The following is a 14,676-nucleotide window of genomic DNA, read 5'->3' as shown; positions in this document are numbered from 1 at the left end:
TCAGCGACTCGCTTCTATCAATGCTTCAGCTTCGGCCAGACGCTCGTGCGTGCCGACGTCCACCCAGTGACCTTTCAGACGTTCGCCCGTGACTTCGCCAGCCGCCATGGCGTTACGCAACAGCGGCGCCAGTTTGAAGGCACCGTCGGTACAGCCGTCGAACAGTTGCGGATGCAATACGGCAATGCCGCTGTAAGTCAGGGTCGCAGCGTCCGGCTGACCGTCGTGCACTTCGCCGTCGACCAGTGTGAAATCACCGCGCGGGTGGTGCGCCGGATTGTCCGCCAGTACCAGATGCGCGAGCCCGTTGATCGGCTGGTGCAGGACGCTGAAGTCGTAATCGGTCCAGATATCGCCGTTCACCACCAGAAACGCATCATCGCCGAGCAACGGCAGCGCACGGAAAATCCCGCCGCCGGTTTCCAGTGGCTCACCTTCCGGCGAATACTGAATGCTCACGCCAAATTGCGAGCCGTCGCCCAGATAATCTTCGATCTGCTGACCGAGCCAGGCGTGATTGATCACGATCTCGTTGAACCCTGCGGCAGCGAGAGCCCGCAGGTGATATTCGATCAGTGGGACACCGCCGGCACGCACCAGTGGTTTCGGCGTAGTCAGGGTCAGCGGGCGCATGCGCTCGCCTTTGCCTGCCGCCAGAATCATTGCCTTCATGCTGTTGCTCCACCCCGCAGGCTGGTGAACAGCGCTTGCAGTTCTGCCAATTCAGGACGACGCGCAATCACCGCCTCTATATAAGAGAAGAAACGCGGTACGTCGGCCAGATAACGCGGCTTGCCATCACGATGACAAATGCGCGCGAAGATGCCGATGACCTTCAGGTGGCGCTGTACGCCCATCAGGTCACTGGCGCGCAGGAAGTCTTCGAAGTCCGGCTGCACCGGGATATTCAGTGCCGAGGCTTGCTGCCAGTAGCTTTCCAGCCAGCCGCGCACACGCTCTTCAGGCCAGCTGAGAAAGGCATCCTTGAACAGACAGGTCACGTCGTAGGTCACCGGGCCGTAGACCGCATCCTGGAAATCCAGCACACCGGGGTTCGGCTCGCTGAGCATCAGGTTGCGCGGCATGTAGTCGCGGTGCACCAGCACTTTGGGCTGCGCGAGTGCGCTGTCGATCAGCAGATCGCTGACCTGCTGCCACTGCTGTTGCTGGGTCGCGTCGAATTCGACACCGAGTTCACGCTTCACGTACCACTCGGGGAACAGTTCCAGCTCTCGGCGCAGCAAGGCAACGTCGTAGCTCGGTAACGGTGCGACCATCGGCAATTGCTGAAAAGCCAGCAGCGCTTGCAGGGCATCACTGAATAATGCGTCGGCATTTTCGCCATCGATCACGTCGAGATAGGTCTTGTTACCCAGGTCATTGAGCAAAAGAAATCCACGCTCAAGGTCCTCGGCATAAATTTTCGGCACATTTATTCCGGATTTCGCCAGCAAAAAAGCGATATCCACGAACGGTTTGCAGTTTTCCTGGGGCGGCGGCGCGTCCATCACGACGAAGCTGCGACCCTCGCCTTCCCAACGGAAGTAGCGGCGGAAACTCGCGTCGCTGCTGGCCGCGGTCAACGTGGCCGGGGGCACGGTGCCCCAGCCCTGATCTGCAAACAGGATTGCCAACTGCTCATTGAGCCAAACTTTCAGGTGTTGCAAGCGTACATCTTGGTCAGGCATTGCAAGGGTCTCCGACGGCGCTAGCCGTCAAGCGGGTCATGCTTTATTATCCAGCATCTTTTTCAGACCATCGAGAGGCGTGCGGCCCACACCGCGGGCAGATGGCACGCAGGAAGCCCGGACTAATAAGATGGCATTGAAATCCCCCGCGTTTCGTAAAAAATTTCCGTTGTTGGTAACCGGCAGTCTGCTGGCTATGCAACCTCTGGCCAGTCAATTCGTTGTTGCCGCCGAGCAGTATGACTGCTCCGTCTCGGCTTCGGGTGGTTGGGCCTGTGCGCCCAAATCAACCGCTGCTGCGTTGCCGCCGCGCCCAGTGCATGACGGCAGTGCCGTCAGTGCCGCTGGCGAAGCGCCAACCGAGAACGGTTCGACCAGCGACACTGGCCCTAAAACCGTACTGGTTACCGAAGCCAAGGGCCGCGGTCTGAAATCCCGTAGCGAAGACTTCAGTCACCTCGACTGGGTTCCGCGCGAGAAGCTCACCGCCGCCCAATTGGCCGAGACCGGGCCTTACTGCTCTGGTGCCTATATCGAACCGATTCGTCCTGGCATGAATGACAAGACGAATAAAAGCGATGCACCGACCTTTATCGGCGCAAAAGCCTCGCGCTATAACACCGATGATCAAGTCGGTACGCTGGCCGGCGATGTCGTCCTGCGTCAGGGCAGCATGCAGGTCGAATCCGACGAGGCCAGCCTGTATCAGGCCGAGAGCCGCGCCGAACTCAATGGCGATGTACGCATCCGCGACAACGGTGCGCTGATCGTCGGCGACCACGCCGACGTGCAGCTCGACACCGGTGAAGCGAAAGTCGACAACGCCGAATACGTGATGCACAAATCGCGTATCCGCGGTAATGCGCTGTACGCCAAACGTGCCGAGAACGCGATCATTCGCTTGAAGGACGGCACGTACACCACGTGCGAACCGAACAGCAATGCCTGGCAGCTCAAGGGCAACAACATCACCTTGAACCCGGCCACCGGTTTCGGTACCGCGACCAACGTGACGTTGCGCGTTAAAGACATTCCGATTCTGTACACGCCGTACATCTATTTCCCGATCGACGACCGTCGTCAGTCGGGCTTCCTGCCGCCGACCATCGGCAGCGGCAGCGATACCGGCTTCATGCTGGTCACGCCGTACTACTTCAACCTGGCGCCGAACTACGACGCCACGTTGTACCCGCGTTACATGAGCAAGCGCGGCATGCTGGTGGAAGGCGAATTCCGTTACCTGACCAAGTCGAGTGAAGGTCAGTTCGGTGCCGCGTATCTGAACGATGACGATACCGAGCGCAGCAAGCAGACCGACTACGAAAAAACCCGCTACATGTACAACTGGCAGCACAAGGGCGGTCTCGACTCCCGTGTGTTCACTGAAGTCGACTACACCAAGATCAGCGATCCGTATTACTTCCAGGATCTGCAGACCGATCAGATTGGCGTGAAGTCCAGCGACTTCGTGAACCAGCAAGGTTCGATCAGCTATCGGGGTGACAGCTACACCGCTCGCTTGAATGCCCAGCAGTACCAATTGGCGACCGTTGCGAGCATCACACCGTATGGCCGTCTGCCGCAGATTACCTTCAATGGTCAGCTGCCATATCATCCGCAAGGCCTGGACTTCGATTACGAGACCGAGCTTGTTCGGTTTGATCGTGATCTGAAAACCGGCAACTTCCTCGACGAAAACGGCGGTCCGATCAATGCGGACGGAACCATCGGTACCCCGCGCCTTGATACCAACGTCGCAGGCCTGGCTCGCGCCAACGGCAACCGCTTGAACCTGAAACCGGGTGTCAGCCTGCCGATGAACTGGACCTATGGCTTCCTGAAGCCATCGCTCAAGTATCAGTACACCCAGTACGATCTGGATCTCGACGGGCAAGGCAAAGACGACCTGGTGAAAAACCGCAACGGTGCTTCGGCGCTGGGCGAGAAGTACAGCAGCTCGCAAAACCGTGGCGTCCCGATCGCCAGTATCGACAGCGGCCTGTACTTCGACCGCAACACGTCGTTCTTCGGCAAGAACTATCGCCAGACCCTGGAACCGCGCCTGTTCTATCTCTATGTACCCGAGAAAGACCAGAACGATATCCCGGTGTTCGACACCAGCGAATACACCTTCAACTATGCGTCGCTGTTCCGTGATAACCGCTTCGCAGGCTCCGACCGTGTCGGCGACGAGAACAAACTGTCGCTGGGCGTGACCAGCCGCTGGATCGAAGACGACGGGTTCGAGCGTCAACGCATCAGTGTCGGCCAGGCCCTGTACTTCAAGGATCGTGAAGTTCAACTGCCAGGTATCGACGCGAAAACCCGCGACGACGCGCACTCCAATGTGTCTCCGTATGCGCTTGAATACGAATACCGCTGGAACCGCGACTGGCGCACCACTGCCGACTACAACTGGGATCCGGACAGCCGCAGCCCGCGTTCCGGCAGTGCGATGTTCCACTATCAGCCTGAAGACAACCCGAACAAGGTTATCAATGCCGGCTATCGCTATCGCAACGACCAGATCCGCTACGACCAGACAACGGGCAAGTGGCAGATGGGTGGCGACTACGGCACACCTGGCACAGCTGGCTACGTGAAGGACTACTACAAGATCCAGCAGCATGACTTCTCGGTCATCTGGCCGATCGTTCCGCAGTGGAACGCGATCAGCCGCTGGCAGTACGACTACAACCGCAACCGTACCCTGGAAGCCTTCGGTGGTTTCGAGTACGACAACTGCTGCTGGAAGTTGCGCCTGATCAACCGTTACTGGGTTTCCTATGACGAGTTCAGCCAGGATGCTCCGCAAAACGAAAAAGGCGACCATGGCGTCTTCCTCCAAATTGTTCTGAAGGGACTCGGCGGCCTCACCGGCGCCAAGGTAGAGAGCTTCCTCGACAAAGGCATTCAAGGTTATCGTGAACGTGAAGACCAAGCTTTCTGATTGTCTGCGCCCGCTGATGCTGGGCGCGCTGTTCCTGGGTACTGCGGCTAACGCCGCAGTTCAATCCATCGACAAAGTGGTAGCGATCGTCGACAACGACGTGGTCATGCAGAGCCAACTGGACCAACGTGTCCACGAAGTTCAACAGACCATCGCCAAGCGTGGCGGTGGCCTGCCGCCTCCTGGCGTACTGGATCAACAGGTGCTCGAGCGCCTGATCGTCGAAAACCTGCAACTGCAGATCGGCGAACGCTCTGGCATCCGCATCACTGACGAAGAGCTGAACCAGGCGGTCGGCACCATTGCTCAGCGCAACAACATGACTGTTGAGCAGTTCCGCTCCGCCCTGGCTCGCGACGGTCTGAACTATGACGACGCCCGTGAGCAGATCAAGCGCGAGATGGTCATCAGCCGTGTGCGTCAGCGTCGCGTGGCAGAACGCATTCAGGTTTCCGAACAGGAAGTGAAAAACTTCCTCGCCTCCGACCTGGGCAAAATGCAACTGTCCGAAGAACTGCACCTGGCCAACATCCTGATCCCGACGCCGGAAAGCGCCAACTCTGAAGCCATTCAAAGTGCAGCCCGTCAGGCCATGGAGGTTTACCAGCAGCTCAAGCAAGGCGCTGACTTCGGCCAGATGGCCGTTGCCAAATCCGGCAGCGACAACGCGCTGGAAGGCGGCGACATGGGCTGGCGTAAAGCCGCGCAACTGCCACCGCCGTTCGACCGCGAGTTGAGCAGCATGGCCGTCGGCGACATCACTCAACCTGCCCGCACACCGGGTGGCTTCATCATCCTCAAGCTGCTGGCAAAACGCGGTGGCGAAGCGCAGATGCGCGATGAAGTGCATGTACGTCACATTCTGGTCAAGCCGAGCCCGATTCGCGATGAAGCGAAGACCAAGGCGCTGGTTCAATCCTTGTACGAGCGCATTCTGGCCGGTGAAGATTTCGCCACTCTGGCCAAAAGCTACTCCGAAGACCCAGGCTCGGCGCTTAACGGCGGCGACCTGAACTGGATCGACCCGAACGCACTGGTTCCGGAATTCCGCGAAGTGATGGCCAAGACCCCACAAGGTCAGCTGTCCAAGCCGTTCCAGACCCAATATGGCTGGCACGTTCTCGAAGTCCTTGGCCGTCGCGCCACCGACAGCACCGAACAGGCCCGTGAGCAGCAAGCCATGACCGTACTGCGTAACCGCAAATACGACGAAGAGCTGCAAACCTGGCTGCGTCAGATCCGTGACGAAGCGTACGTAGAGATCAAACTCCCTGGTGCAGACCAGGCAGCGCAGTGAAACCCCAGCGTTTCGCGCTGACACCCGGCGAACCAGCCGGCATCGGTCCCGACCTGTGCCTGCTGCTCGCCTCGCAAGCCCAGCCACATCCCCTGATTGCCATCACCAGCCGCGACTTGCTCCTTGAGCGGGCCGCGCAGTTGGGGCTGGCTATCACTTTGCTGGATGTTGCGCCTGATCACTGGCCGGACGCTCCGGCGCCCGCCAACAGCCTGTATGTCTGGGATACGCCGCTCAGCGCCCCCGTGGTTGCCGGGCAACTGGACAAGGCCAACGCTGCGTTCGTCCTCGAAACCCTGACCCGCGCCGGCAACGGTTGCCTCAACGGCGACTTCGCCGGGATGATCACCGCCCCAGTGCACAAGGGCGTGATCAACGAGTCAGGCATCGCCTTTTCCGGGCACACGGAATTCCTCGCCGACCTGACTCATACCGCACAAGTGGTGATGATGCTCGCCACGCGTGGTTTGCGCGTGGCACTGGTCACCACTCACCTGCCCCTGCGCGAGATTGCCGACGCGATCACACCAGAACGGCTGGAGCGCGTGACGCGGATTCTGTACAGCGACCTGCAACACAAATTCGGCATCGCCCAGCCACGCATCCTGGTCTGCGGGCTCAACCCGCACGCCGGTGAAGGCGGCCACCTGGGCCATGAAGAAATCGACATCATTGAACCGACATTAGAGCGCCTGCGCGGCGAGGGCATGGACCTTCGTGGCCCGCTGCCTGCCGACACTCTGTTTACCCCCAAATATCTGGAGCACTGCGACGCAGTGCTGGCGATGTACCATGACCAGGGCCTGCCTGTGCTCAAGTACAAAGGCTTCGGCGCTGCCGTCAACGTGACCCTGGGTCTGCCGATCATCCGCACGTCGGTCGACCACGGCACCGCCCTGGATCTGGCCGGCAGCGGCAAGATCGACACCGGCAGCCTGCAAGTCGCCCTGGAAACCGCCTACCAGATGGCCGAGACCCGTTTATGACCGAGCAATACCAACACAAGGCGCGCAAACGCTTTGGCCAGAACTTTCTGCACGATGCCGGCGTTATTGACCGCATCCTGCGCTCCATCAGCGCCAAGTCTGAAGATCGCCTGCTGGAAATCGGCCCGGGCCAGGGCGCATTGACCGCCGGCCTGCTCAGTTCCGGCGCGCAACTCGACGTGGTGGAACTGGACAAGGACCTGATCCCGATCCTCAACCAGCAGTTTGCCGGCAAGAGCAATTTCAACCTGCATCAGGGCGATGCGCTGAAGTTCGACTTCAACACGCTCAATGCGGCGCCGAACAGCCTGCGAGTGGTCGGCAACCTGCCGTACAACATTTCCACGCCGCTGATTTTTCACCTGCTGAACAACGCCGGCATCATTCGCGACATGCACTTCATGCTGCAGAAAGAAGTGGTCGAGCGTCTGGCCGCAGGCCCGGGTGGCGGTGACTGGGGTCGCCTGTCGATCATGGTTCAGTACCACTGCCGTGTAGAGCACCTGTTCAACGTTGGCCCGGGCGCGTTCAATCCTCCACCGAAAGTCGACTCGGCGATCGTCCGTCTGGTGCCTCACGCCGTACTGCCGCACCCGGCCAAGGATCACAAGCTGCTGGAGCGCGTGGTGCGCGAAGCGTTCAACCAACGCCGCAAAACCTTGCGCAACACCCTCAAGCAATTGCTCAGCAACGCTGAAATCGAAGCCGCCGGCGTCGATGGCAGCCTGCGTCCGGAGCAACTGGATCTGGCCGCGTTCGTACGCCTCGCCGACCAGCTCGCCATTCAGGTTCCGGCCTCCCCCGCCGCTGACTGATAAACGATGAACGCTATCGGGCAGGACGCCACTCTGGTTTACTGCCCGATACTTGCCTAGACTGACTCCCCATCAGCTACGCCCCGCGTTCCGCTTCGTTTAAGGCCTCTTGCATGTCCGATTCCCGTTACCAGGTCGATGTCAGCGTCGTTACCCGCTATCTGGCAGACCAATCGCAACCCGAGCACGACCGCTTCGCCTTCGCCTACACCATCACCGTGCAGAACAATGGCGAGCAACCCGCACGCCTGATGTCGCGGCATTGGGTAATCACCGACGGTGACGGCCATGTCGAAGAAGTGCGCGGTGCAGGCGTGGTCGGTCAGCAACCGTTGATTGATGCCGGCCAGAGCCACACTTACAGCAGCGGCACAGTGATGACCACCAAGGTCGGCACCATGCAGGGCACCTACGAAATGGTTGCCGACGATGGCAAACATTTCGACGCCATCATCAAACCTTTCCGTCTGGCGGTGCCCGGAGCCCTGCACTGATGACGACGTATGCCGTCGGCGACCTGCAAGGCTGCCTCGAACCGCTCAAGTGCCTGCTCAAGCAAGTGGCATTCGACCCGACACTCGATCGTCTGTGGCTGGTCGGCGATCTGGTCAACCGTGGCCCGCAATCGCTGGAAACCCTGCGCTTTCTATATGGCATGCGCGAGTCGCTGGTCTGCGTTCTGGGCAATCACGACCTGCACCTGCTGGCTGCGGCTAGAAACATCGAGCGCCTGAAGAAGTCCGATACCCTGCGCGAGATTCTCGAAGCGCCGGACAGCGCCGAACTGCTGGAGTGGGTGCGGCAACAAAAGCTCATGCACTACGACGAGCAGCGCGATGTCGCCATGGTCCACGCTGGCATTCCACCCCAGTGGTCGCTGCGCCGGGCCTTGAAGTGCGCAGACGAAGTCGAGACCGCCCTGCGTGACGACAACATGTTGCCTGCCTACCTCGACGGCATGTACGGCAACGAGCCGGCGAAGTGGGACAACGACCTCAAGGGCGTAGCCCGTCTGCGCGTCATCACCAACTATTTCACGCGGATGCGCTTCTGCACCGCCGAAGGCAAGCTGGACCTCAAGAGCAAGGAAGGCCTCGACACCGCCCCGCCCGGCTACAAACCGTGGTTCCAGCACCGGGACCGCAAGACCAAAGGCTTGCGCATCATTTTCGGCCACTGGGCGGCACTCGAGGGCAATATCCATGAACCGGGTATTTCGGCGCTGGATACCGGTTGTGTCTGGGGCGGCAGCCTGACCCTGATGAACGTCGACAGCGGTGAACGCCTGTCGTGCAAATGCGATGAACATGGCGGCCTCGCCCCGACCGTCGCACCACTTATCTCCGAAACTTCGCCAGTCAGCGTCCCGCGTTAGACTGCGCTTTCAGCCGAGCAACAGGAACCCGCCATGAGCGAATTCAAACGAATCCCCCCGGAACAGGCCCAGGCCCTGCGTGAACAAGGTGCTGTCGTGGTCGACGTGCGCGACCCGGCGACTTTTGCCGCCCTGCACATCAGCGGCTCGAAGCATCTGGACAATCATTCGCTGCACGCCTTTATTCAAGGCGCCGACCTTGATGCACCGACCGTGGTCGTCTGCTATCACGGCAATTCCAGCCAGGGCGCAGCGGCGTACCTGATCAGCCAAGGCTTCTCCGACGTCTACAGCATGGACGGTGGCTTTGAGTTGTGGCGTACGACTTATCCTGCGGAAACGGCCCAAGGCACCGCCGAATAATTTTTTTGCAACGCGCAGGCCCCGGCTGCCGTGGGCCTGCGCGGGCAGACGAACGGTCTTGCCACACATAATTACGTATCTCGCCTTTACCTCCCGAATTCCCAACTATCCTTAAGCCCAGGCCATCCAAAACAGGGGAGAGCCGGTACACCGGCGCACGGGTCATCGGGAGTGACTTTCACGATTGTCGATCGTGAAAGTGTTCTGGGGGGTAAACAATCGGCTGCTACTGCGGCTGCTTGCCAGCATCGACTGAGTGATCCGGCGTCGGCTCCACGTATCGAGCGAGGTGACGTCATGAGTATCTTTAGCCACTTCCAACAACGCTTCGAGTCCACACGCCAGGAAGAACTCTCGCTGCAAGAGTACCTGGAGCTGTGCAAGAAAGACCGTAGCGCCTACGTTTCCGCTGCCGAGCGTCTATTGCTGGCCATCGGCGAACCGGAACTGCTCGACACCTCGACCAATTCGAGGCTGTCACGCATCTTCTCCAACAAGGTGATCCGCCGCTATCCGGCCTTTGAAGACTTCCACGGGATGGAAGAATGCATCGACCAGATCGTCTCGTATTTCCGCCATGCCGCCCAAGGCCTGGAAGAGAAGAAACAAATCCTCTATCTGCTCGGCCCTGTCGGCGGTGGTAAATCGTCGCTGGCCGAGAAGCTGAAACAACTGATTGAAAAAGTGCCCTTCTATGCGATCAAGGGCTCGCCGGTATTCGAATCGCCACTGGGTCTGTTCAACGCCACCGAAGATGGCGCGATCCTCGAGGAAGACTTCGGCATTCCACGGCGCTACCTGAATACCATCATGTCGCCATGGGCCACCAAACGCTTGGCCGAATTCGGTGGCGACATCAGTCAGTTCCGCGTGGTCAAGCTGTACCCGTCGATCCTCAACCAGATCGCCGTGGCCAAAACCGAACCGGGTGACGAGAACAACCAGGACATTTCCGCCCTGGTCGGTAAGGTCGACATCCGCAAACTCGAGGAATACCCACAGAACGACGCCGACGCCTACAGCTACTCCGGTGCGCTGTGCCGGGCCAACCAGGGCCTGATGGAATTCGTCGAAATGTTCAAGGCACCGATCAAGGTGCTGCATCCGTTGCTGACCGCGACCCAGGAAGGCAACTACAACAGTACCGAAGGTCTCGGCGCGATTCCGTTCACCGGGATCCTGCTTGCCCACTCCAACGAATCGGAATGGCACACCTTCCGCAACAACAAGAATAACGAAGCGTTCATCGACCGGATCTACATCGTCAAAGTGCCGTACTGCCTGCGCGTCAGTGACGAGGTGAAGATCTACGACAAATTGCTGTTCAACAGCTCCCTGGCCAAGGCGCATTGCGCGCCGGACACCTTGAAAATGCTCGCGCAGTTCACTGTGCTGTCACGCCTCAAGGAGCCGGAAAACTCTAACATCTATTCGAAAATGCGCGTCTACGACGGCGAAAACCTCAAAGACACCGATCCGAAGGCCAAGTCGATTCAGGAATACCGCGACTCAGCCGGTGTCGATGAAGGCATGAACGGTCTGTCGACCCGCTTCGCCTTCAAGATTCTCTCCAAGGTGTTCAACTTCGATCCGCATGAAATCGCCGCCAACCCGGTGCACCTGCTCTACGTACTTGAGCAACAGATCGAACAGGAACAATTCCAGGCCGAAACCCGCGAGCGCTATCTGCGCTATCTGAAGGAATACCTGGCACCGCGTTATATCGAATTCATCGGCAAGGAGATCCAGACCGCGTACCTCGAGTCTTACAGCGAGTACGGCCAGAACATCTTCGACCGCTACGTGCTCTACGCGGACTTCTGGATTCAGGATCAGGAATACCGCGATCCGGAAACCGGCGAGATCCTCAACCGCGTCGCCCTGAACGAAGAACTGGAGAAAATCGAAAAACCGGCCGGCATCAGCAATCCGAAGGATTTCCGCAATGAAATCGTCAACTTCGTCCTGCGCGCCCGGGCCAACAACAACGGCAAGAATCCGACCTGGCTCAGCTACGAAAAACTGCGGGTGGTCATCGAGAAGAAAATGTTCTCGAACACCGAAGATCTGCTGCCAGTCATCAGCTTCAATGCCAAGGCCAGCAAAGAGGATCAGCAAAAGCACAACGACTTCGTCACTCGAATGGTCGAACGCGGCTACACCGACAAACAGGTACGGCTTCTTTCCGAATGGTACCTGCGGGTCCGGAAGTCGCAGTGAAGCAGCTGCAAGCTTCTAGCTACAAGCTGCAAGAACAAAGCGCGTAACCCACTGATGCCCGGGAACCTGCTTTTACTTGCAGCTTGAAGCTCACAACTTGAAGCTGCCCGGAGGGCTTCCTATGAGTTATGTGATCGACCGACGTCTCAATGGCAAGAACAAGAGCACGGTGAACCGCCAGCGTTTTCTGCGGCGTTACCGTGACCACATCAAGAAGGCTGTCGAAGAGGCGGTCAGCCGGCGTTCCATTACCGATATGGAGCACGGTGAGCAGATCAGTATTCCCGGTCGCGACATCGACGAACCGGTGCTTCACCACGGCCGTGGCGGCAAACAGACCGTGGTTCATCCCGGCAACAAAGAATTCACCGCTGGCGAACACATCGCCCGGCCACCGGGCGGTGGAGGCGGACGAGGTCCGGGCAAGGCCGGCAACTCCGGCGAGGGCATGGACGAATTCGTCTTCCAGATCACTCAGGAAGAATTCCTCGAATTCATGTTCGAAGACCTCGAACTGCCGAACCTGGTCAAACGCAACCTCAGCGGCACCGACACCTTTAAAACCGTGCGCGCCGGGATCAGCAACGAAGGCAACCCGTCGCGCATCAACATTATCCGCACCCTGCGTTCGGCCCATGCACGGCGCATCGCCCTTTCCGGCAGCAGCCGGGCGAAGCTGCGCGAAGTCAAAGTAGAACTTGAACGTCTGAGACGTGAAGAGCCAGACAACTTCGGCGATATTCAGGAACTCGAGGCCGAAGTCGAAAAACTCAGCGCGCGTATCCATCGTGTGCCGTTCCTCGACACGTTCGACTTGAAATACAACCTGCTGATCAAACAGCCCAACCCTAGTTCAAAAGCGGTGATGTTCTGCCTGATGGACGTTTCCGGCTCCATGACCCAGGCGACCAAGGACATCGCCAAACGCTTTTTCATCCTGTTGTACCTGTTCCTGAAACGAAACTACGACAAGATCGACGTGGTGTTCATCCGCCATCACACCAGTGCCCGGGAAGTCGATGAAGAGGAGTTTTTCTACTCACGAGAAACCGGCGGTACCATCGTTTCCAGCGCCCTGAAGCTGATGCAGGAGATCATGGCCGAGCGCTATCCGAGCAATGAATGGAACATCTACGCGGCGCAGGCTTCCGACGGCGACAACTGGAACGATGATTCGCCGATCTGCCGTGACATTCTGATCAACCAGATCATGCCGTTTGTGCAGTACTACACTTACGTGGAGATCACCCCGCGTGAACATCAGGCCTTGTGGTACGAGTACGAACGCATCGCCGAAGCTTTCTCTGACACTTTTGCCCAGCAGCAACTGGTCTCGGCCGGGGATATCTATCCGGTCTTCCGTGAACTCTTCCAGCGCAGGTTAGTGACATGACCGCCAAAGAGCAGAAGCGCCAACCCATTTCCACCGGCTCCGAATGGACGTTCGAGCTGATCCAGACCTACGACCGCGAAATTGCCCGGATCGCGGCCCGCTATGCGCTGGATACCTACCCCAACCAGATCGAAGTGATCACCGCCGAGCAGATGATGGACGCGTACGCCTCGGTGGGCATGCCGCTGGGCTATCACCACTGGTCTTACGGTAAACATTTTCTCAGCACCGAAAAATCCTACAGCCGTGGGCAAATGGGCCTGGCCTACGAAATCGTGATCAACTCCGACCCTTGCATTGCCTATCTGATGGAGGAAAACACCATCTGCATGCAGGCGCTGGTGGTAGCGCACGCGTGCTATGGCCACAACAGCTTCTTCAAGGGCAACTACCTGTTTCGCACCTGGACCGACGCGAGTTCGATCATCGATTACCTGGTGTTCGCCAAGCAGTACATCATGCAGTGCGAAGAGCGCCATGGCATCGATGCGGTGGAAGACCTGCTCGACTCCTGCCATGCGTTGATGAACTACGGCGTCGATCGCTACAAACGTCCGTATCCAATTTCCGCCGAAGAGGAGCGCCGGCGGCAGAAAGACCGCGAAGAACACCTGCAGAAACAGATCAACGATCTGTGGCGCACCATTCCCAAAGGCGCAGACAAGTACAGCGACAGGGACAACGCGCGTTTCCCGGCCGAGCCGCAGGAAAACATCCTGTATTTCATCGAGAAACATGCGCCGTTGCTGGAGCCGTGGCAGCGTGAAATCGTGCGGATCGTGCGCAAGATCGCTCAGTATTTCTATCCACAACGTCAGACCCAGGTGATGAACGAAGGCTGGGCGACGTTCTGGCACTACACGCTGATGAACGACCTGTACGATGAAGGGCTGGTCACCGATGGCTTCATGATGGAGTTCCTGACGTCGCACACCAGCGTGGTGTTTCAACCGGGTTTCGACAGCCCCTACTACAACGGGATCAACCCCTACGCGCTGGGCTTCGCGATGTATCGGGACATCCGGCGCATGTGTGAAGAACCTACCGAAGAAGATCGTCACTGGTTCCCGGAAATTGCCGGGAGCGACTGGCTGTCGACCATCAAATTCGCCATGAGCAGCTTCAAGGATGAGAGTTTCATCCTGCAGTATCTGTCGCCAAAGGTGATCCGTGACCTGAAACTGTTCAGCATCATGGATGACGATCAGAAGGACGACTTGTTGGTGCCTGCGATTCATGACGAACCCGGCTACCGGATCATTCGCGAAACCCTTGCTGCGCAGTACAACCTCGGCAATCGTGAGCCGAACGTGCAGATCTACAGCATCGATCGACGCGGTGATCGCTCACTGACCTTGCGTCACCAACAGCACGACCGCAAACCATTGGGCGACTCCACCGAAGAAGTGCTCAAACACTTGCATCGCCTGTGGGGCTTCGACATTCATCTGGAAACCCTGCAAGGCGACCAGATCATGAAAACCCATCACGTTCCGCCACGCAGCGAACACAGCGAAGGGGATTACGGTCGACTGGATCTGGCCGTCATTCATCTTTGATCCGGTTCCGGCCTCCGAAAGTCCGACGCA

At 58.6% G+C, this 14,676-nt stretch carries 12 protein-coding genes; 10 read left to right on the top strand and 2 right to left on the bottom strand.

All coding sequences use genetic code 11. From position 1 onward, the window contains the following. Both murU and ACM6JQ_RS01250 read right to left on the bottom strand, forming a co-directional pair. Nucleotides 1-672: an N-acetylmuramate alpha-1-phosphate uridylyltransferase MurU gene (murU, locus tag ACM6JQ_RS01255; protein WP_007910138.1), complete on the bottom strand. Its 672-nt coding sequence runs from the start codon at nt 670-672 to the stop codon at nt 1-3. Then, nucleotides 669-1,688, bottom strand: coding sequence for an aminoglycoside phosphotransferase family protein (locus ACM6JQ_RS01250; protein WP_414893108.1), 1,020 nt, complete (start codon nt 1,686-1,688; stop codon nt 669-671). Before ACM6JQ_RS01250 ends, murU begins: the two co-directional genes overlap by 4 nt. A gap of 130 nt (nt 1,689-1,818) precedes the next feature. On the opposite strand from ACM6JQ_RS01250, the gene ACM6JQ_RS01245 reads away from it, so the two are divergent. The 10 genes from ACM6JQ_RS01245 (at nt 1,819) to ACM6JQ_RS01200 (ending at nt 14,646) form a co-directional block, all read left to right on the top strand. Then, nucleotides 1,819-4,638: an LPS-assembly protein LptD gene (locus ACM6JQ_RS01245; RefSeq protein WP_414893107.1), complete on the top strand. Its 2,820-nt coding sequence runs from the start codon at nt 1,819-1,821 to the stop codon at nt 4,636-4,638. Continuing rightward, a complete protein-coding gene (gene surA / locus ACM6JQ_RS01240) occupies nt 4,619-5,935 on the top strand; it encodes a peptidylprolyl isomerase SurA (protein WP_045121567.1) in 1,317 nt (438 codons plus the stop codon). Before ACM6JQ_RS01245 ends, surA begins: the two co-directional genes overlap by 20 nt. Then, on the top strand, nt 5,932-6,921 hold the full coding sequence (gene pdxA / locus ACM6JQ_RS01235; protein WP_414893106.1) for a 4-hydroxythreonine-4-phosphate dehydrogenase PdxA: 990 nt from the start codon (nt 5,932-5,934) through the stop codon (nt 6,919-6,921). The genes surA and pdxA overlap by 4 nt, the downstream gene beginning before the upstream one ends. Next, complete coding sequence (gene rsmA / locus ACM6JQ_RS01230) at nt 6,918-7,736, top strand: 16S rRNA (adenine(1518)-N(6)/adenine(1519)-N(6))-dimethyltransferase RsmA (protein WP_007910128.1); 819 nt, start codon at nt 6,918-6,920, stop codon at nt 7,734-7,736. The genes pdxA and rsmA overlap by 4 nt, the downstream gene beginning before the upstream one ends. 113 nt (nt 7,737-7,849) lie before the next feature. Next, nucleotides 7,850-8,230 (top strand): Co2+/Mg2+ efflux protein ApaG, encoded by a 381-nt coding sequence (apaG, locus tag ACM6JQ_RS01225; RefSeq protein ID WP_007910127.1) that lies wholly within the window; start codon nt 7,850-7,852, stop codon nt 8,228-8,230. Then, nucleotides 8,230-9,111, top strand: a complete 882-nt coding sequence (locus tag ACM6JQ_RS01220; protein WP_007910125.1) for a symmetrical bis(5'-nucleosyl)-tetraphosphatase — start codon at nt 8,230-8,232, stop codon at nt 9,109-9,111. Before apaG ends, ACM6JQ_RS01220 begins: the two co-directional genes overlap by 1 nt. 33 nt (nt 9,112-9,144) lie before the next feature. Next, complete coding sequence (gene glpE / locus ACM6JQ_RS01215; protein WP_016983139.1) at nt 9,145-9,474, top strand: thiosulfate sulfurtransferase GlpE; 330 nt, start codon at nt 9,145-9,147, stop codon at nt 9,472-9,474. A 297-nt stretch (nt 9,475-9,771) separates the two neighbouring features. After that, nucleotides 9,772-11,694, top strand: a complete 1,923-nt coding sequence (locus ACM6JQ_RS01210) for a PrkA family serine protein kinase (protein ID WP_007910115.1) — start codon at nt 9,772-9,774, stop codon at nt 11,692-11,694. Between the two features lie 121 nt (nt 11,695-11,815). Then, entirely contained in the window at nt 11,816-13,087 is a 1,272-nt protein-coding gene (locus ACM6JQ_RS01205; protein ID WP_414893105.1) for a YeaH/YhbH family protein, read from the top strand. Further along, nucleotides 13,084-14,646: a SpoVR family protein gene (locus ACM6JQ_RS01200; RefSeq protein ID WP_007910113.1), complete on the top strand. Its 1,563-nt coding sequence runs from the start codon at nt 13,084-13,086 to the stop codon at nt 14,644-14,646. Before ACM6JQ_RS01205 ends, ACM6JQ_RS01200 begins: the two co-directional genes overlap by 4 nt. Nucleotides 14,647-14,676: the final 30 nt, after the last annotated feature.

Source organism: Pseudomonas sp. IT-232MI5, assembly GCF_949767845.1.
Lineage (GTDB): Bacteria > Pseudomonadota > Gammaproteobacteria > Pseudomonadales > Pseudomonadaceae > Aquipseudomonas.
The sequence above is the reverse complement of the archived record's forward strand: the minus strand, read 5'-3'. Positions and strand labels throughout refer to the sequence as shown.

Coding starts and splice junctions, on each gene's coding strand:
- murU (WP_007910138.1), bottom strand. CDS start 672: ATGAAGGCAATGATTCTGGCGGCAGGCAAAGGCGAGCGCATGCGCCCG.
- ACM6JQ_RS01250 (WP_414893108.1), bottom strand. CDS start 1,688: ATGCCTGACCAAGATGTACGCTTGCAACACCTGAAAGTTTGGCTCAAT.
- ACM6JQ_RS01245 (WP_414893107.1), top strand. CDS start 1,819: ATGGCATTGAAATCCCCCGCGTTTCGTAAAAAATTTCCGTTGTTGGTA.
- rsmA (WP_007910128.1), top strand. CDS start 6,918: ATGACCGAGCAATACCAACACAAGGCGCGCAAACGCTTTGGCCAGAAC.
- apaG (WP_007910127.1), top strand. CDS start 7,850: ATGTCCGATTCCCGTTACCAGGTCGATGTCAGCGTCGTTACCCGCTAT.
- ACM6JQ_RS01220 (WP_007910125.1), top strand. CDS start 8,230: ATGACGACGTATGCCGTCGGCGACCTGCAAGGCTGCCTCGAACCGCTC.
- glpE (WP_016983139.1), top strand. CDS start 9,145: ATGAGCGAATTCAAACGAATCCCCCCGGAACAGGCCCAGGCCCTGCGT.
- ACM6JQ_RS01210 (WP_007910115.1), top strand. CDS start 9,772: ATGAGTATCTTTAGCCACTTCCAACAACGCTTCGAGTCCACACGCCAG.
- ACM6JQ_RS01205 (WP_414893105.1), top strand. CDS start 11,816: ATGAGTTATGTGATCGACCGACGTCTCAATGGCAAGAACAAGAGCACG.
- ACM6JQ_RS01200 (WP_007910113.1), top strand. CDS start 13,084: ATGACCGCCAAAGAGCAGAAGCGCCAACCCATTTCCACCGGCTCCGAA.